The following is an 18,654-nucleotide window of genomic DNA, read 5'->3' on the forward strand; positions in this document are numbered from 1 at the left end:
CATTTATCGGTTAACCCTAAGATGGCACTATTCAAGTCAGAGGTGCTTTTTGCACAGTTAGTTTCAGGCTCATTTAGAGTGTAAACGACTTTGTTGATTGTATTTATTAATGCGCACCAATAAGGTGTCATTCTTTGTAAAATCAAGTGCAGTCGATGTAGCTTAAATAGCATTTGGCATAGTGATGATGGTCAGAAGTCATTGCTTCACTTTTCACATCATTCACGGTGATGATCGCTTCTCTTTTTAAGAGTATCTAGTTGGCCATTCAGCTCACTTTATTGCGCGACTTATCCTTTCAGGAATCTTTATTTATTGAACTCAGCCCTGTCCAAAAACGAGCTAGTTACTGCTTGAAAATATCTAAATTCAACTCTGAACTTGAGAACGTTGAAGAAAATAGCGTGAGCCTGACAGGACGTCAGGCTCGCTTTCGCGGTACAGGATGTACCATCGAAAGCGCTAGCATTTTCGAGTAAGGCCGAAGATGGTTACATACGCTGTCAGAAGCTCGATCAATTTCCGTCGCAATTTTTTCGCTGCTGTTGTTTGGTTAAAAAGCGAAAATGTTGCCGGAACGGCAGGGGTGATCCAAGAGGGGATTGCTGTTGATCCCCTTTTGGTCCGTGCAGGGTGGAACCTTGCGATCTTAATTCAAACGAAGTTTGATAAATCGGGTGTGGGCGACGCGCCACGACGTTAGTGGCCGCAGGCCATAAACAAGATAACATGGCCACCCACGATTGTTGCTATGATGAACAGGCAAATAAAAAGCAGATACTATAATCAGTATCTGCTTTTTATTGCTTTAAAAATCAATTGATTAAGCTGTTATGGCCTTTGGGGGGGTAACTATTTTTGTGGAGTAATTAAGTACTTCTCACCAGTAGCATGTTTTGAATAACCCGCTATTGATTTTAATTGTAATACCTCAGCTAATGACACTTCATGGGTGTAGTGGCTAGCAAATGTGGTGGTGATTTCATCTGCAACACGTTTACGCATCGCCATAACCGTTTTAGTGCCTAACTTGGCTAGCGCATTGAATAGTAAGAAGCCATTAACACCCCATGCAAAACCGAAGTTACGATTTAGAGTAATAGGGCCGCGGTCTAATGCGCCATAAATATAAGCTTGCTTGAAAGTGTCAGAACCATAAACGCTGTGTTCTTTCATATCGCGCGATGCAGCCACTTCCATACAGTTAAGAATGTCACTGGTTAATTTACCGCCGCCAATAGGGTCAAACGCAATCGTTGCACCTGTTTCAATAATTGCTGCGGTTAAGTCAGCTAGGAAAGTATCACTGCTTGAGTTAACAACGTATTTTGCGCCCATGTCACGTAATAGCGTTTCTTGTTCCGTTTTACGGACGATGTTAATTAAATCGACGCCATCGGCAATACAAATACGGTTTAACATTTGGCCAAGATTAGACGCAGCTGCTGCATGAATAATGGCTTTATGGCCTTCAGCACGCATTGTTTCGACCATTGCTAATGCTGTAAGCGGATTAACAAAAGAAGATGCACCTTCTTTAGCGGTAGTGCCTTGTTTCAATTCTAGGCAGCTTTGCACATTGGCACAGAGGTACTGACGATACGTTCCACCGCCAATGACAGCAACGGTTTTACCCATTAATGCTTGCGCTGCAGGCGATGAGCCTGCTGCGACAACGGTTCCTGCACCTTCATTACCAACAGGAATGGCTTTACCGACTCGGGTTTTAACCGCTGGCATAAATTTAGCCGGAACATCCGCAATAATAGCGGGGCTTTGTTCAGTGCCTGCTTGTGTCGCAGTAGTCATATCTGCAGCGCTGAACAGAACGGCTAAATCAGACGGATTTAATGGCGCAGCTTCAATGCGAATAACCACTTCATCGGCACCTGGTTGTGGCATGTCGATGTTTTTTAACGCAAGCGTTAATTTATTGTCTTCGCTGATCAATGAAGTCAGTTGGATATTGGTATCTGTCATTGGGATTCTCTCCTGTAAAATAATTAATTAATTGAGCCAATCACTTTATGGTATTGGCTATGTTCTGTTTGTAATTGAATTCAAGCCAAACGTCAGTATTGATTGTTTTTATCGCTAATATCATTTCGTATAAATAAGTGTTATCCAGCGTTCGCCGCTTGGATTTGAGCTTTCACTTTTTGCATAAATTCGGGCATGTTTGCTAGGCGATCGGATTCCACCTGTTGGGCAATAACCGTTTGGCTCATGGCATCGTTCCACTGTTTCATGCCTGGTATTTCAGCCAGTACATCCCAGTTAAGCTGGCTCGAGCCAAACGCGCTGACTATGGTGTTGACGTAATAAACGTAGATATCTGCCATGGTGAATTGTTCGCCGGCAATCCAAGGTGAAAACTGACACAAACGACTTAAGCCGGTAATGCCACGGGTTAACACTTGGCGGACCTCAGCGTTAACCGATTCAGGAACTTCTGTGCCAGAAAATGCATAAGGTATAAGTCGTCTGCTTGGCAGTTCAAAATAAAGCTCTGCCATTTTCATAATTTGACGCACAACTGCACGCTCTCCGGCATTTTCAGGGTATAGCGACGTTGCAGGGTAAGTCTCTTCGATAAAGTCGCAAATGACACTCGACTCTGAAATATTCAGTCCTTCAGTCGTTGTGATAGCAGGTACTTTGCCAGCTGGACTGACTTTCAGTAACTCGTCACTACCACCGTAAATAAGGTTTTCTTGAAATGGCAGTTGTTTGTATAGCAGTACATGTTTCACTAGGTTGTAATAGTTGCTAGCTGCAAAACCGTGCAAAGTAATCATAAGTCAGTGTCCATCATTTACGTGAAGGCTGGTGCTACTTGCCGAAAAATGCAATTAACACCTCTTTTTTTAATACGCGGCAACAGGGTTAAGGTTGCAATGTTTAAGTTAACTGTATTATTACCTGTTTTAATTTGGTTATATATAAGGGAAAATGCTAATCACTATTGCTTTTAAGACAACAATAAAGCCAAAGCACTCAGATTTAATGGAGAAGTAAGTTGGATCAACTACGTGCAATGCGGTATTTCAGTAAGGTAGTAGAAACGGGGAGCTTTACCAAAGCGGCGAGTGCGTTTAATGTGCCGCCATCATCCTTGTCCAGACGAGTTGCTGATTTAGAAAAGAGTTTGGGGGCGACCTTGTTAAAGCGTTCGACCCGAATCGTTAAACTAACCGAAGTGGGGCAAATTTATTATAACGATGTACAGCAAATATTGAATCAACTAGCGCAAAGTAATGAAACGGTTCGTAGTTACCAAACAACGCCAATGGGGCGTTTACGGATCAGTTCGATGGTGGGTTTTGGTGAAAAGATATTACTGCCGTTGTTAGATGAATTTAGCGCGTTATACCCTCAAATTGTTTTAGATGTCAGTTTAAGCGACGAGTTATCAACACTCGGACGTGACGATGTCGATATTGCTATTCGCGGTGGTTACGCGCCCAATGAGCGCGTGTTAGCAATAAGACTGATGGACAATGGCTTTATTCCTGTGGCGTCACCAAGTTACATAGAGAAACACGGTGTGCCTAACAATGCGATGGAATTAACGCAACATAATGGCCTGTATTTTAAAGCGCCAACAGGGCCAACGCCTTGGTTATGTAATATGAACGGTCAATGGCATGACGTTTCAGGACCGGCGGTGGCGATTTCAAATAACGGACCCTGGCTGGCGAAAAAGGCTTGTGATGGGGAAGGTATCTTAATGTCAACTCGATGGGCGTTAGCGTCTTATCTTGAGTCTGGTAAATTGCTAGAACTTAAGTTTGAGCATGAGTTAGCTATCACTCAACATTCTGATATGGCGGTTTACTTGCTGTATCAAAAACAGCGCTACTTAGTCCCAAAAGTAAAAGCGGCAGTAGACTTTTTAGTGGAAAGAATAAAAGTAACAAATGATCGTTAGAAAGCGCCATTCTCTTTCGTGGTGCCGTGGAGCTTCATTTCTGATACTTACTTGTTTTGTCATTATGACTTTTAACGTAAATATTTCTTTTGAAGCAAATTAAATAGTCTGTAATGGTCAAGTATTTCTAGAGAGATTTTAAGCCGCTTTTATTCAATATTTTATGCCGCGCACTTCCTACTATTTGGGTGTCAAAGTACTGCAATACGGTCTCCCAAGATTGCTCGGTAAATAAAGCAGAGTTTATTTACTCTTTCAAAATAATGATTAAAAATGGCCAGACCAAGATAAACTATCGTTAGTCTAGAAGGCATGCCTTACTTTAATAGTGTCGGAAGCTATCGCACTTCAAGCTAAAGAAGTGATGTTAATTAATTATAGGTAGGGAGTTGTCCGAGGTTGGATAATAAGCGATTAACTGTAAAAGGAGCTCGTCATGCAGTATAAAAACACTCAGCTTGGAATCGCGATGCTTTCAGTTATGGGAATTGTAACATTAGTGCTTATCTTTGCTTCGGCAACTCAACCTACCGAACCGATCGGATTTGCGTATTTAATTGTAGGTGTGGTTTCAATTCTTTTTTCAGCATTAACAATCAAAGTTGAAGATGGGAAAGTGAAATGGTTTTTTGGTCCAAAATTTTGGAATAAATCAATAAAAATATCTGAAATTGAGTCGACACAAGAGATAAGAACCAAATGGTACTATGGGCTCGGCATCCGGTTAATCTCAACTGGATGGTTATATAACGTTTCTGGTCTAACGGCTGTTGAATTAAAACTTAAAGATGGCACAACGGTTTGTCTGGGTACAAACGATCCAGAAAATCTAATAAAGGCTATTAAGCAAAGTAGCTGACTTGTGTTCGTTCATTGCAAGTTTGAGTCAACTATTTTCCGCCTTTTACTGTGCTCGTTATGTAGTGGTCACTACAGAACGTACAGCTTCAAAACTGGAATCCAAGTTTAATTTTCATAGACAAAATTAACACTTGAATTCGGGGAGTATGCAGCGATTGGATAGAGTCTATAAATTCAAAATTAGTAATATAGTCATAATATAAGGAAATTTATGAAATATTTAGGGTTGATATTTTTATCAATTATAAGCACGACCCTTGGCGCCAACGAAGTTGATCAAAATGGCAAGATATACAATCAGAGGGATTGTTTCTCAGGACCATTTACCAGTTATGATAATTGGATAAATTTCATGGAGAGAAAATTTTCTAGAAAGATTAAAAATCCCGAGTTATTAAAAAATAAAATGGATGGCTTCAAGAAGCAATTTGATAAGGATGAATTTAATACCTACAGCAACAACCTTTCATGTACTAATTTTACATACAATGTCGACGGGACTGATGTTCTTGGTTTTGTCATCAAACCTAAAGAGTCAACTACTGACCTACCTGTAATAGTTTACAATAGGGGCGGGAATGGTAATTTCGGTGGCGTTGTATTTGGTGCAATGATGAACAATCTTTTTCCTATAGCCAATAAGGGATTTGTGATCGTAGGTAGCCAGTATCGAGGCACATTTGGTTCACCAGATAAAGGTGAACAAGATCAATTTGGTGGTTCTGATGTCCAAGATGTTGTTGAACTAGTGAATCTGATTGGAGAGTTTGACGGAGCTGATACAAGTAAAATAGGTATGCTTGGAGCTAGTAGAGGTGGCATGCAATCATTTCTTGCTCTAAAACAACTTGATAATATAAAAGCAGTTGCAACGATTGCACTAAATGCCGATCTAAATGCAGATCTAGCAACGCGACCTGAAATGGAAAAAGTATATAAACACCGAATTCCAGATTACAAAGGAAACGAAAACAAAAAACTCGCTGAAAGGTCAGTTATCAATTGGGTGGACAAACTCCCTTCTGGTGTTCCAATTTTATTAATTCATGGCGAAAATGATGTTCGAGTCTCTGCTTCTCACTCTAAAACATTTGCAAAAGCACTAAAAGAAACTGAGATTGAGCATAAATTAGTAATTTATGATGATAATCACTTCATTTCATCTAACACCGCAAAAGCTCACAATGAGATTACCAAATGGTTTACAGAAAACATGTAAAATCGCAATGAACAATATGGTGTTAATGGGTAATTTCCCTAAAAATAGTATTTTTATTAATAACTTGCTATTGTTTCACTAGGTTTTAAAGTTCCTTTAATAGCTCATTTTAAACGTACGGTTTTATAGAAAATGTGGATAGCAAATGATTGATGCGGTTTGTACTTATGGTGGGCAAAAGCACACTTTTTCAATTTTGAAATTTCAGGCGTTAACTGAAACAGAAATTGAAAAGTTTAGGCAATTTTTACAATGCCCTGAGTGCAAAGGAAAAGCTTACTATCGTAAGAGAAGCTCAGACGGTAAAGCGGCGTGTTTTGGCTCTCGATATCATGTTGCAGAATGCGATGAAGGTCATTTTTCAACTCAACGAGACCGAGAGACTCGGCATAGCGTAGAAGTGAATAAAGTCATTTCAGATGCTGATATTATTAGCATTGATTTCATGTTATCAAACACCAAAAAGCCAGTTACAGAGGTGCAAACTGTTGCCTCTACATCAAGCCTCATCTCAAGCAGCCTCCCAAAAATCGATAATGCCAGTCGTAAACACAATGGCAACAATGAACAAACCAAGGTCAAAGTGCTAGGGCTGGAGAAAATACTCAATAGCCTAATGCGTGGTAGCGACTTAGCTGAGTCGAGTACTTTGATTGAGCTTGATACGGGTTATAAATTCAAAGCGAAGAATTTATTTGTTAACTTTGCCGAGGCTGAGCCAAGCGATAATGCTAAACAGGCAAAGCCTAAAATGTACTGGGGTACGATTTCGCATCTAGACAAAGAACTTGATTGGTTAAATCCATCTGATTGTACTGATGTTGGCATTCCTATCTCTAAATTTAAATCGGCAATATTGGAACGTTTCAATGTATCGGAAGGGCGTCAATTAGAAGGTGCGGGGATTATTTTGTTTGGAAAATGTTTTTGGAACTCAAAGAAGACACGCAAGATAATTGAACTGTGGAATGCAGACAGAATTTTCATATCAGTACTTGAAGACTAATCTGCAATAAGCCGTTTAGCCATTAAAGGCATACAGGCTTATATCACAATATGTTGTTTACAAAATTGAAGCAGTCTTTTGATAAATGGCATGTTTGGTTTTACAGTCGTGTTTGCCGCACTTTTGCTATTGGATTGACCTTTGAGTCGATCTTCTCTTATTTTACGCCGATCATCGGCACGGTTCGCGACTTCAGCGAACTGTTGTCGTTGTGCCAATGTCATGCTTGCCATAAAGCTCCGAAAGGGAACTTTGGGCGTGGCAGCGGCTAGGTTAGTTTTTGGTGTGCTACACATAGTTAAACTCTAGTTGGCAAATACTGGTGTACTTAATAAGACCGACAAGAGTGAGATAACATTTCATTTGTTGAGTAATTTACATTTGGCGGGCGATATCATCACATAAGTACGCTCAGATATTTATCACTTCTATAATTCCCTAAAGTATGTTTTGAGCAACTGTTTTGCTAAATGATTGCTAATAGTTTTGGCAACTATTGACTAAACGTTTGGTAAACTGCTTAGTCTTTGTTTTTATAGCTATTATTGATAATAAAAAGCCCTGAGACGATGACGGCTCAAGGCTTAGATTGATGGCAATGTTGACTAGCAAGATATGTTCACCTTGCTTTTGTTTAGCGCTCAAATTCGGATTCTGTTAAATACGTGCCATACGTTTAAGCAGTAACAACCACAGTATAGGTAGCAGTAAGATATAGAAAAATAGCACTTTTGCACCGATATCACCGTAGAACAAGGTGTTGTTTACAAACCTCACAATACCCATAGGATCCCATGGCATGTAATGGATATTGCCGTGCAATAACATGGCACCTAAAATCATAATGGTAATGGCAATCCATTGTCTTGCGGGCTCGTAACTTCTCACTAGAAACGCAGGGATTAACGCGGCTAAGCCGATACCAACAAAGTTCTGTGCAAGGTGAGCCAGTATTGGATATTCACTGCTATTAAACCACCACAATAAGTTACCAGCAGCAGACTGGCCAATTGCCACGATAGTTAATGCATAATAGCCAATGCTAATGCACAGGCTGAGTATGACTAATTTGATGATATTCATTTATTCCCTTATTGTTTGAACATTCCATTAACGTTTTTTGCAAAACGTTTCAGCAGCTGAGTAGAGGCTACTTTTGTAGTATTGCATTATATCGGCTAAATGCAGCATCGAGATCGGCAATTAAATCGTCGGCATCTTCAAGTCCAATATGTAAGCGTATTAATGGTTTGCTGCTGTCCCATTGAGTAGCGGTACGGATATTGTTAATACCGAATACCCCTAAAATTAAGCTTTCGAAACCGCCCCATGAAAAGCCCATTTTAAAATGGTCCATGTTTTCAACAAAAGCAGTGACTGACGCTAAGTCGCCTTGCTTGAGTACAAACGAGAACAAACCATTACCGCCGCTAAAGTCGCGTTTAAAAAACTCGTGACCTGGGCAAGTATCAAATGCTGGATGACGGACATGATCCACTTCTGCACGAGTCACCAACCAATTCGCCACTTTTAAGGCATTTTTATTATGTTGTGCCATACGTACCCCTAAGGTACGTAAGCCTCGCGCAGCTAAATAGACGTCATCCGGCGAGGTAGTTTGGCCCATTAAGTAACTGTTTTCGCGCAGTTGTTCCCAATGCTGTTCATTGGCAGTGGCGGTACCCATCATCACATCTGAATGGCCGACAATGTACTTGGTGGCGGCTTGAATAGAGATGTCGACACCCATATCAAATGGACGAGAATTAATCGGTGATGCCCAGGTATTATCCAGCATTACAATGACATCATGTTCGTGAGCGATACGGCAAAGCGATGGTACATCCTGCACTTCCATGGTGATAGAACCTGGTGATTCTAAAAATAATACCTTGGTGTTAGGACGAATTAACTCACGAATGCCTGCGCCAATCATTGGGTCGTAATAGGTGGTTTCGATGCCAAAACCTGCTAGCATTTTATTGCATAAATCGCGGGTTGGTTCATAGGCGGTGTCGACCATTAATAAATGGTCGCCACTTTTTAAAAATGACAACAAAGCGCTACTGATCGCGCCCGCACCAGAAGGGTATAATGCAGTGCCAGCACCACCTTCAAGTTCGCATATGGCTTGTTGAAATGAAAAATGGGTTGGGGTGCCGCGACGACCGTAAAACATTTCACCGTTGGTTTTGTTTTTAATCGCAAAACGCATCTCATCCATGGTGTCGAACACCACGGTAGATGCTCTAAATACAGGTGGATTAATAATGCCTTTAGTGAACTTTTTGTCGCGGCCAACGCTAACAATTTGGGTGGCCAGTTTATCGTCTTTGCTCATATTCTTATTTCCATTATGTGTAGAGTCCATGGTTTATGTTTTAGCTAATGTTTATTAGCAAATATCAATGACATGGATAAATGCGCTACGGTGAATGATCTACTGATGTTCATCATCCTAGCACCAACAAACCTAAATAAAAGCGCCTAAATGCTGTGGTTGACTATTTTTCATCACTCAAGGGTAACGTCAGGCATATTTCAACCCCTTCAATGTCGTTCTCTATTATGTTGGTTGCTTTAATGCTGCCATGGTGAAAGTCGGTAACTAATCGGGCAATGTATAAGCCTAAACCAAGATGAGGCTTACCATTAATACCTTGAGGCCTGATAGACACCATAGATTCAAAAATTTGGCTGTTCATGTCTTTTGGCAGTAAGGGACCGATGTTACTGACTTTTAATATTGCCTGTTTATGATATTGGGTCAGGCTGACGGTGATGGCACTGTTGGGCTGATGAAATTCAATGGCGTTGTTGATCAGTTTATCCATTAATTGGGCGATGTATTCCGGTACACCGTCGCAAGACATGGCTTTATCTTCAATGTGGATGCTAAAGAGCTGGTCTGGATAAGTCATTTGATAGCCTTGCATACAACCGCTAATCACTTTCTTTAATGAAAAACGACAGCTTTCAGCTTGGGTTAAACTGGCTTCCAAGCGAGTTGCTTCGCTTAAGTTATTTAAAATAAGGTGTAGGCGGCTGACACCTTCTTGGGCACGGCTAACATATTTTTGTGATTGCTCGTCCAGTTGTTGCAAGCCTAAGTGTTCAAGTGAGCTGCGCACCACGGCAACAGGGGTTCGAAGTTCGTGCGATAAACGCGACGACATGTTTTCTAAATAATGAGTGTATTGCCCAAGGCGGCTGACAATACTTGAAAAGCTGCGTGACAAATCACCGATTTCATCTCGGTTTTTTGATGCCACAATCTGCTGTCTTACTCGGCCCTGGCTGTCGATGGCGAGTTCAGCCTGATCACGTAAACGGCGAATGCGGCTTGAAATACTCGAGGCAAAAATAAACAAGGCTAATGTGCCCATGCTCATAATAGTTAATATGACGTTAAACAGTTTTTCCAGGGCGCGGTTACGCAGGCTGCGAATGCCGTGAGTGGTTTCTTCTGCAATAACTACCCCCATGACTTTATCGTCAATCCATATAGGGCTTGCTGCTGCTAATACCACGGCTTTGTTGTCTGGGGTTAAGCGCCATGTAGAGCCTTGTTTGCCGCTTAAAGCTTTTTCAATATGGCTGCCAGTGAGTTCAGTTGAATCTTGCAGTGAATCGATAAAGTCTTGTGGCGGACGAGTTAATATTTTGTAGTATAACGGCAGAATATATTGCTGCTTAAAGTGCAGCCAAAACGACTCAGGTTGATTGACCTCGATATCATCTGCCCAGGTGTTGGACGATGAACGAATATCACCAGATTTTGCCAGTACGCGGCCATGATTATCGACGACCCAAATTCGTGAGCTGTTGTGGCTCATGCCTTTAATGATATTTTCAATTTCAGGCGAGGGCACTAACACCGTGCCTAAACTGGCTACTGAGTCGGTGGCTGAGGTACCGATAACATTCACTAATTGACGTGTTTTTGTATCGTTTACATTATGAATCGCAAAGCCTAATTTGCTGCCTACCATTTCGAGTGGCAGTCTAAACTCAATATTGTATCCCTTGTCGGTTTTTAACCACTGGCCTTGAATGCGCACTTCTGGGGTAACGGGCATCGATTGGCTCGGGTCGGCGGGTAATTCAAACGCACTAAGCCAACCACTTTGGGTATTGGCAATAATATAACGCCTGAACATGCCATCGGGCGATTGAGTTGCCATGACTAAGTGATCGTTTCTATCAATGCGTAAGCTTTTACGGTTACGAAAAATCAGGTTCGGGTCATTGACGTTGAAAAAGCCGTATAAATAGCCGCCGTATTTGCCCACCATATGACTAAAGCTAATATCGATTGGCTCAGTTTCGCTGCGCTGATAAATAACATGTTTGTCTGAATAGTTGAGGGTGCGATGTTGGTATAAGTCCCAGTCACTCAGTTTACCGTCGAGTTGAATGGGCCCAGCTAACGGGTAGGCGTATAAGTCGCGGCCTTTTTCAACTTGGTTTAAAAAGCTGGCTTGGTTATCAAATAATTTTGGTCGCTCATGTAGCGCCGTAGCAAGCGCTTGAGTGGTGCCTTCAAGGGTTTTTTCTTGGCCATAACGCAGGTACTTTTCCATTTCCCACACGTATTCATACCCAAGCCATGGTAGGCAGAGTAAAAACAGCGACAAAATGACGACCTTGGCACGCAGCCCTATCGGTAAATTCATCTGTTAGATATTGTCCCAGCGGTAGCCCATGCCATAAACGGTATCGATACAGTCAAATTCAGCGTCGATGACGATAAACTTTTTCCTAATGCGCTTAACGTGCGAGGTGATCGTGCTGTCGTCGACGTAAATTTTAGCTTCTTGCATTAAATCCTGACGGCTGCGCACATGTCCTGGATGTTTGGCCATGGCATGAACCATCCAAAACTCGGTCACGGTCAGTTCAATGGGTTGCGATTTCCAATATACCTGAATGCGATTGCCATCGATGGTGAGGTGGCCGCGCTCAAGTAAGTTGTCTTCTATTGGGCTTGAACCGATTAATTCTGAACGGCGAAACAGGGCGGCAATACGGGCCATTAAATGGGGGAAACTGACTTCTTTTGTTAAATAATCATCGGCCCCTAAACGCAGACCACACACGGTGTCAAAGTCACTGTCGCGTGCGGTTAAAAAGATGATTGGTAGGCTGCTCGACATTGCACGCAGTGCCTGGCATAGGGTAAAACCGCCGTCTATTTCATGTTCTAAGCCAATATCAATAATGGCTAGGTCTGGTAAGCGGGCATTAAAGGCGAGCATGGCTGCGGGGCGATTTGCATAGGCTTGAACACTATACCCTTGCTGTTGCAGGACATCTTTGTAGTTTTCGCGGATAGCGGCTTCGTCTTCAACAATGGCAATTCGTTTCATGGGATGATTTCAATTAATAAGCTGATAATTAGATACAGTACTGACTATACAGGATTTTATGGTCCAAAAAAGCCGTTGACGGCAATTGCCATATTGTTGCCACATTTGATCGCCACATTGCCATTTTTGCTCCCCAATAAAGCCACCTATGAGGTGTTTAATAGCGACATAGAGTTAATCAGCAACGCATTAACTCATGTATTGATGATAACCATCATTTTTTAAACAACCACTTTAAACAACCGCTAAAAGGGATTCTTTATGAAAAAGCAACTTATTGCCGCAACAATTATTTCTACCATGATGATTTCAAACGTCAGTTGGGCAAATGACAATGACCATGGCATGAGCGAAGAGCGCGAACACACAGAAGAGCTAGTGGGTTTGAGCTCTGGGATTTTACTCGGTGCTGTTATCGGCGGCCCAGTGGGTGCCATTATTGGTGCATTTACCGGTACGTTTATTGGTAAGTCGGTTGGCGATGAAGCAGAACTCAGCGTCCAGAAACAACAATTAGTGCAGCAAGAACAAAAATTAACGCAAACTAACGAGCAATTAATGGCATTGAGCACTAAGCAGCAATCGTTGGAGCAAGTGTCGGAGAAATATTATCAATTACAGTCTAACTTGGCTGAACAAAAAGCGAATCAACAACAAACGCTTAATGAGTTAACCATTGGAATGAATGTGCAGTTTAAAACCGGTTCGAGCCATATTGAGCCGTTATTTGAACAACAATTAGATAATGTGGCTTACATGATGAGCTTGTCACCAGAATTGACCATAGATTTAACGGGTTATGCCGACCGCCGTGGCGATAATGATTTCAACCAAGCCTTGTCTGAACAGCGTTTAGCTGAAGTGACACAATACTTAGTTACCCAAGGCATTGCCCGCGAGCGTTTGCATGGACAGGCTTATGGTTCAACGTTGCCAATGCACCAGGAACAAAATTTTGAAAACGACTTTTTTGATCGTCGGGTGACGCTCAAGTTATTAGCCCCAGGTGCTGAACTTGCTGCTAACTAAATTTACACGTCGATTTTCCTTTTTGTTTTGAATATTACCCATCTAGGCGCAAACATTGATGTTGTAGCCTAAATGGGTGAGGAGCGAGTATGCGCCCGTTGTTTTTAATCTCACATTTGTCTATTAAACCTGTTTGTAAATCGCTGTGTTTTGGTTTGTTGTTTGTCATTTATGCCAGTATTACAACGGCATTTGCATCACCGTCAGGGTATCAAGATGACGATATCACTCAAGGAACATTAGAGTACTTTCAACAAAATCAAGTGATACAAGCTTTTGCGCTAGATACACAAGTGAGCATGGATGTGTCGGGATTACTCAATCGGGTCACCGTTAAGCAAGTGTTTATCAATGATTCTGATCAATGGGTGAATGGGCGATATCTATTTCCGTTACCTGAAACTGCAGCTGTCGATAGCATGCAGTTACGCATTGGCGACAAAGTCATAGCAGGACAAATACAACCTAAAAAACAAGCATTACAGACTTTTGAAACTGCCAAGAAACAAGGTAAACAAGCGAGTTTGTTACAGCAACAACGACGCAACTTGTTTACCTCAGATGTGGCCAATTTAGGGCCACACGAGCAACTCGTGGTAGAAATTAGTTATCAACAAAAGGTTGAGTATCGTGATGGGCTGTTTAGTTTACGTTTTCCATTAGCGATAACACCGCGTTATAACCCGCAAGCAGATCGCACTACCGAGCAGCCGCCATTGGCCATGCCATCGAGCGCTAATACGGCGATGTCTGTTAAACACGTCAGGCCGGAACTAAATGTGAAGATGCAGGTGAACATTGATGCCGGTTTTGAACTAACGTCATTAAACAGTCTTTATCATCCGATTAAACAGTCTATTGCCGGTAATCATTACAGTGTTAACTTTGACGGCAAGCAAATTGCTGACCGTGATTTTGTGCTGCAATGGCAAGCTAATGTAGGGGCAGTACCACAAGCCGCGACGTTTTATCAAACCGGTAAAACCCATGCAGCTGACAATAGCGATGAGCGTTCAGAAACAGCACAAAGACAACCTAATCCGGTTGATAATAATATGTACTCGTTAGTGATGTTAATGCCGCCGAGTGTGGAAGTGAGCGAGCAACACCTTATTGCCAGAGAACTGATTTTAGTTATCGATACGTCTGGTTCTATGTCTGGCCAGTCTATTACTCAAGCCAAGCAAGCATTACAGTTCGCACTAGCGGGACTGCGTGACATCGACAGCTTTAATATTATTGAATTTAATAGTGACGTAACAATGTTATCTGCCACGCCATTGTCGGCTAATAGCCGTAATATTGGTAAAGCAAACCGATTTATTCAGTCATTAGATGCTGATGGCGGCACCGAAATGCGCAGTGCATTACAAACTGCGCTGGTGGACAGCGTACAGCAAGATTCAGATCAAACCGATGCTCACAGCGAAATGTTACGCCAAGTGATTTTTATGACCGACGGTGCCGTTGGCAACGAACATGAGTTGTATCAGCTTATTAATGATCAATTGGGTGACAGCCGATTATTCACGGTCGGAATTGGCTCTGCGCCGAACTCCGATTTTATGCGCCGAGCGGCAACAATGGGTCGAGGAACATTTACCTATATTGGTAAAGAGTCTGAAGTGCAGCAAAAAATTGAACAATTACTTAATAAAATTGAGCAACCCGTGCTGACCAATATTGGCTTGTACTATCTTGATGGCAGTGTCCCGGATTATTGGCCGACCACCATTAGCGATTTATACCAAAATGAACCCCTTTGGGTAAGTATTAAATCGGCGTCACACCAACAACAGCCCATCATAGTGTCTGGCAATATTAATGGTCAATATTGGCAGCAACAACTTGATTTTGAAGAGAACCAAGCAGCTAAGGGGATTGATTTGTTATGGGCAAATGCGCAAATAACATCACTTGAGCTTTATAAAGACAATGCCAGCCGCGACCGCGTCAATAAGCAAGTAGAAGCATTAGGCTTGTTGTATCACTTAGTGACCAGTCAGACCAGTTTAGTTGCGGTGGATGTGACACCGGTTAACCCATTAATTGATAGCCCTATAGATGTGCAGTTACAGCCGCATATGCCCCATGGATTAAATGCTGCTCAGTCGTCGCAAGTATTGCCACAAACCGGTACCGCTAGTCGATTATGGTTATTAATTGGTTTTAGTTTGCTTAGCTTAGGATTGTTGCACTATTTATGGTTAAGGCAGCGCTTACCAGGCCAATTGTTAGTGATTGAATCACATGATTAAACAGGAGCGGAAATATGCAGCGAACAATATCACCGACCAAGCATTGGATTGTGATTGTGCTTCTAAGCGTACTGGGATGTGCATTATTATTACAGGGAGGTTATATGCAAGCTAAAGCCCATTTTGCCCAGTTTTTAATTGAACGGGCTTTTGAAAAAACCTTGGCAGATAGCCAACCACATAAACCCTGGTCTTGGGCAGACACTCATCCGGTAGCTAAGATGCGTGTGTTGCAACAACACAATGATAGCTTGCAACCTTTAGGCAGTGACTTGTACGTATTAGCGGGGGCCTCTGGGCGTAATTTAGCCTTTGGCCCTGGATTAATGTTAGCGGGGGCGGCGTTGGGTGAGCAGGGCAATATGATAATTGCCGGCCATCGAGACAGTCATTTTATGCGTTTACAATACGTTAAGGTTGGCGACATGATTGAGCTTTATAGCACTGCAGGTGAGCGAGTGTTATATCAAATTACTACCACGCATGTGGTGCATGAAACCGACTTAGATGTGCTGGCTCCCACAGCAGAAAGTCATTTAACCTTGATAACCTGTTATCCGTTTGACCAACTGAGTGGCAATGCCGAATATCGCTATATTGTTGAAGCTAAACCAATCGTTACAAAACCGCGATACAGTGTGAGTTAGCTATTTATGGCCACTCGTCTTAATTGCAATAAAAAAGCAGAGCCCAGTAGGACTCTGCTTTTTTGTGTCAGACAACCTGTAATTAGGCTCTCATTGATTTTTCACCTCGGGCTAAACCAACCACACCAGAACGCGATATTTCAATCACTTTGGTCATATCGGTGATCGCATGGATAAACGCATCAATTTTATCACTGGTTCCGACCATTTGGATCGTATAAATATTGGCGGTAACATCAACGATTTGGCCACGAAAAATATCCGCAGTGCGTTTGACTTCTTCGCGTTGATCGCCTTGAGCTTTCACTTTAACTAAGGCAATTTCACGTTCAATATAGGCCGACTCGGTAATGTTAGCCACTTTCAAAATATCGATAAGCTTATGCAATTGTTTTTCAATTTGCTCAAGAATATTGGCATCAGCAATCACGGTAATATTTAAGCGTGACAAGGTCACATCTTCAGTTGGCGCAACGGTTAAGCTTTCGATGTTGTAACCGCGTTGAGAAAATAATCCCACCACTCGTGACAAAGCGCCTGGTTGGTTTTCAAGTAATACAGAAATAATACGACGCATTAGCTTTTCTCCGTTTTGCTTAGCCACATTTCGTTCATCGCGCCGCCGCGAATCAGCATTGGGTACACATGTTCAGTCTCGTCTACGCTGATATCAACAAACACTAACTTGTCTTTCATCGCCAACGCTTCAGCGAGCTTAGATTCAAGTTCATCTGGATGATTAATGTTCATTCCCACATGGCCATAGGCTTCAGCAATTTTGGCAAAGTTAGGCACAGCATCCATATAAGAATGGGAATGACGACCTGAATAAATCATGTCCTGCCACTGTTTCACCATGCCAAGGAAGCGGTTGTTTAAGTTGATAATTTTAACTGGAGTATCATATTGCAGTGCCGTTGAAAGCTCCTGAATATTCATTTGGATAGAACCATCACCCGTAACGCACACTACAGTCGCTTCAGGGAACGCCATTTTAACGCCCATTGCCGCAGGCAAACCAAAGCCCATGGTGCCTAATCCACCTGAGTTAATCCAACGGCGTGGTTTATCGAACGGATAATATAACGCGGCAAACATTTGATGTTGGCCGACATCCGACGCCACATAAGCGTCACCATTGGTGAGTTTGTACAATGTTTCAATAACTTGCTGTGGTTTGATTCTATCTGTAGTGCGATCGAACTCTAAGCTCTTTCGTGAACGCCAAATTTCAATGTCGCTCCACCATGCTGCCATAGCAGTAGCATCATTGGTGTCCTTGGATTCATCAAGTAGATCTAACATGCCGTCTAAAATATTGTCGGCAGAGCCAACAATTGGAATATCGACCCGAACCGTTTTAGAGATAGAAGATGGATCAATATCGATGTGTAAAATGGTGGCGTTAGGACAATATTTTTCAACATTGTTGGTGGTGCGGTCGTCAAAACGGACCCCAATACCAAAGATTAAATCGGTGTTGTGCATTGCCATATTCGCTTCGTATAAACCATGCATTCCTAGCATGCCTAAACTCTGCTTATGGGTGCCAGGAAACGCGCCTAAGCCCATCAAGGTACTCACGACAGGGATGTTTAAACGTTCGGCAAGGGCAAGTATTTGTGCATCGCAACCCGAAATAATCGCGCCACCACCGACATATAATACCGGTTTTTTAGCCGCTAACAGGGCTTGTAAACCGCGACGAATTTGGCCTTTATGACCCGATGTAGTGGGGTTATACGAACGCATTTTAACGCTGTCCGGATAAACATAATCATGCAGTATATCTGGGCTTAAACAGTCTTTAGGCAAATCAATGACCACAGGGCCAGGGCGACCGGTAGCGGCAATGAAAAAGGCTTTTTTAACTGTTTCTGGAATGTCTTTTGCGTCTGTTATTAAAAAACTGTGCTTAACGATTGGGCGAGAAATACCAATCATGTCGCATTCTTGGAAGGCATCATTACCAATCAAATTACTCGGCACTTGACCAGACAACACAACCAGTGGGATTGAATCCATGTAAGCAGTGGCAATACCAGTAATAGCATTGGTAGCACCAGGGCCTGAAGTGACTAACACGACGCCAACTTTGCCAGTTGCACGGGCATAACCATCAGCCATGTGCACAGCGGCTTGTTCATGACGAACTAGGATATGTTCAATACCAGATATTTTATGCAGAGAATCATAGATGTCTAATACCGAACCACCGGGATAACCGAAGATATGGCTGACACCTTCATCTATTAATGAGCGCACGATCATACTCGCGCCAGAAAGCTTTTCCATGAAATGAATCCTTGTTAAGTTACCGTATGGTAAACAGTA

The 18,654-nt window shown here is 42.2% G+C and carries 15 protein-coding genes; 7 read left to right on the forward strand and 8 right to left on the reverse strand.

All coding sequences use genetic code 11. The features are described from left to right. Nucleotides 1–852 precede the first annotated feature (852 nt). Complete coding sequence (locus AAEY99_RS01490) at nucleotides 853–1,980, reverse strand: zinc-binding dehydrogenase (RefSeq protein WP_350978753.1); 1,128 nt, start codon at nucleotides 1,978–1,980, stop codon at nucleotides 853–855. 140 nt (nucleotides 1,981–2,120) lie between these two features. Further along, nucleotides 2,121–2,798 carry a glutathione S-transferase family protein gene (locus AAEY99_RS01495; RefSeq protein WP_350978754.1) on the reverse strand — a complete coding sequence of 226 codons (678 nt, stop codon included), beginning with the start codon at nucleotides 2,796–2,798 and terminating at the stop codon, nucleotides 2,121–2,123. 221 nt (nucleotides 2,799–3,019) lie between these two features. Between AAEY99_RS01495 and AAEY99_RS01500 the strand changes: the two genes are divergently transcribed. The 4 genes from AAEY99_RS01500 (at nucleotide 3,020) to AAEY99_RS01515 (ending at nucleotide 7,017) form a co-directional block, all read left to right on the forward strand. Beyond that, the gene (locus tag AAEY99_RS01500; RefSeq protein ID WP_162022851.1) at nucleotides 3,020–3,931 is read left to right on the forward strand and encodes a LysR family transcriptional regulator; all 912 of its coding nucleotides are present in this window, start codon (nucleotides 3,020–3,022) and stop codon (nucleotides 3,929–3,931) included. A 436-nt stretch (nucleotides 3,932–4,367) separates the two neighbouring features. Continuing rightward, the gene (locus AAEY99_RS01505) at nucleotides 4,368–4,790 is read left to right on the forward strand and encodes a hypothetical protein (RefSeq protein ID WP_101087523.1); all 423 of its coding nucleotides are present in this window, start codon (nucleotides 4,368–4,370) and stop codon (nucleotides 4,788–4,790) included. Nucleotides 4,791–5,003: 213 nt separating this feature from the next. Then, a complete protein-coding gene (locus AAEY99_RS01510; RefSeq protein WP_351008724.1) occupies nucleotides 5,004–6,011 on the forward strand; it encodes an alpha/beta hydrolase family protein in 1,008 nt (335 codons plus the stop codon). A 145-nt stretch (nucleotides 6,012–6,156) separates the two neighbouring features. Continuing rightward, a complete protein-coding gene (locus AAEY99_RS01515; protein WP_162022853.1) occupies nucleotides 6,157–7,017 on the forward strand; it encodes a hypothetical protein in 861 nt (286 codons plus the stop codon). Between the two features lie 657 nt (nucleotides 7,018–7,674). Here AAEY99_RS01515 and AAEY99_RS01520 read toward each other — a convergent pair. From AAEY99_RS01520 to pdsR, 4 genes are all read right to left on the reverse strand, one after another. After that, nucleotides 7,675–8,100 carry a hypothetical protein gene (locus tag AAEY99_RS01520; RefSeq protein WP_162022854.1) on the reverse strand — a complete coding sequence of 142 codons (426 nt, stop codon included), beginning with the start codon at nucleotides 8,098–8,100 and terminating at the stop codon, nucleotides 7,675–7,677. A 67-nt stretch (nucleotides 8,101–8,167) separates the two neighbouring features. Further along, nucleotides 8,168–9,358, reverse strand: a complete 1,191-nt coding sequence (locus tag AAEY99_RS01525) for a cystathionine beta-lyase (protein ID WP_351008727.1) — start codon at nucleotides 9,356–9,358, stop codon at nucleotides 8,168–8,170. A gap of 163 nt (nucleotides 9,359–9,521) precedes the next feature. After that, entirely contained in the window at nucleotides 9,522–11,693 is a 2,172-nt protein-coding gene (gene pdsS, locus AAEY99_RS01530) for a proteobacterial dedicated sortase system histidine kinase (protein ID WP_351008729.1), read from the reverse strand. Between the two features lie 3 nt (nucleotides 11,694–11,696). Continuing rightward, complete coding sequence (pdsR, locus tag AAEY99_RS01535) at nucleotides 11,697–12,386, reverse strand: proteobacterial dedicated sortase system response regulator (RefSeq protein ID WP_011637090.1); 690 nt, start codon at nucleotides 12,384–12,386, stop codon at nucleotides 11,697–11,699. A gap of 261 nt (nucleotides 12,387–12,647) precedes the next feature. Between pdsR and pdsO the strand changes: the two genes are divergently transcribed. From pdsO to AAEY99_RS01550, 3 genes are all read left to right on the forward strand, one after another. Then, complete coding sequence (pdsO, locus tag AAEY99_RS01540) at nucleotides 12,648–13,415, forward strand: sortase-associated OmpA-like protein PdsO (RefSeq protein ID WP_182744844.1); 768 nt, start codon at nucleotides 12,648–12,650, stop codon at nucleotides 13,413–13,415. An 89-nt stretch (nucleotides 13,416–13,504) separates the two neighbouring features. Next, on the forward strand, nucleotides 13,505–15,673 hold the full coding sequence (locus AAEY99_RS01545; protein ID WP_351008732.1) for a marine proteobacterial sortase target protein: 2,169 nt from the start codon (nucleotides 13,505–13,507) through the stop codon (nucleotides 15,671–15,673). Nucleotides 15,674–15,687: 14 nt separating this feature from the next. Continuing rightward, nucleotides 15,688–16,320, forward strand: coding sequence for a class GN sortase (locus tag AAEY99_RS01550; RefSeq protein WP_351008735.1), 633 nt, complete (start codon nucleotides 15,688–15,690; stop codon nucleotides 16,318–16,320). 82 nt (nucleotides 16,321–16,402) lie between these two features. On the opposite strand, the gene ilvN is transcribed toward AAEY99_RS01550, so the two are convergent. Both ilvN and AAEY99_RS01560 read right to left on the reverse strand, forming a co-directional pair. Continuing rightward, complete coding sequence (gene ilvN, locus AAEY99_RS01555) at nucleotides 16,403–16,897, reverse strand: acetolactate synthase small subunit (RefSeq protein ID WP_101087532.1); 495 nt, start codon at nucleotides 16,895–16,897, stop codon at nucleotides 16,403–16,405. Next, nucleotides 16,897–18,615: an acetolactate synthase 3 large subunit gene (locus AAEY99_RS01560; protein WP_351008737.1), complete on the reverse strand. Its 1,719-nt coding sequence runs from the start codon at nucleotides 18,613–18,615 to the stop codon at nucleotides 16,897–16,899. The genes ilvN and AAEY99_RS01560 overlap by 1 nt, the downstream gene beginning before the upstream one ends. Between the last annotated feature and the right edge of the window lie 39 nt (nucleotides 18,616–18,654).

The sequence above is a fragment of the Shewanella sp. S1-58-MNA-CIBAN-0166 genome, assembly GCF_040310085.1.
Lineage (GTDB): Bacteria > Pseudomonadota > Gammaproteobacteria > Enterobacterales > Shewanellaceae > Shewanella.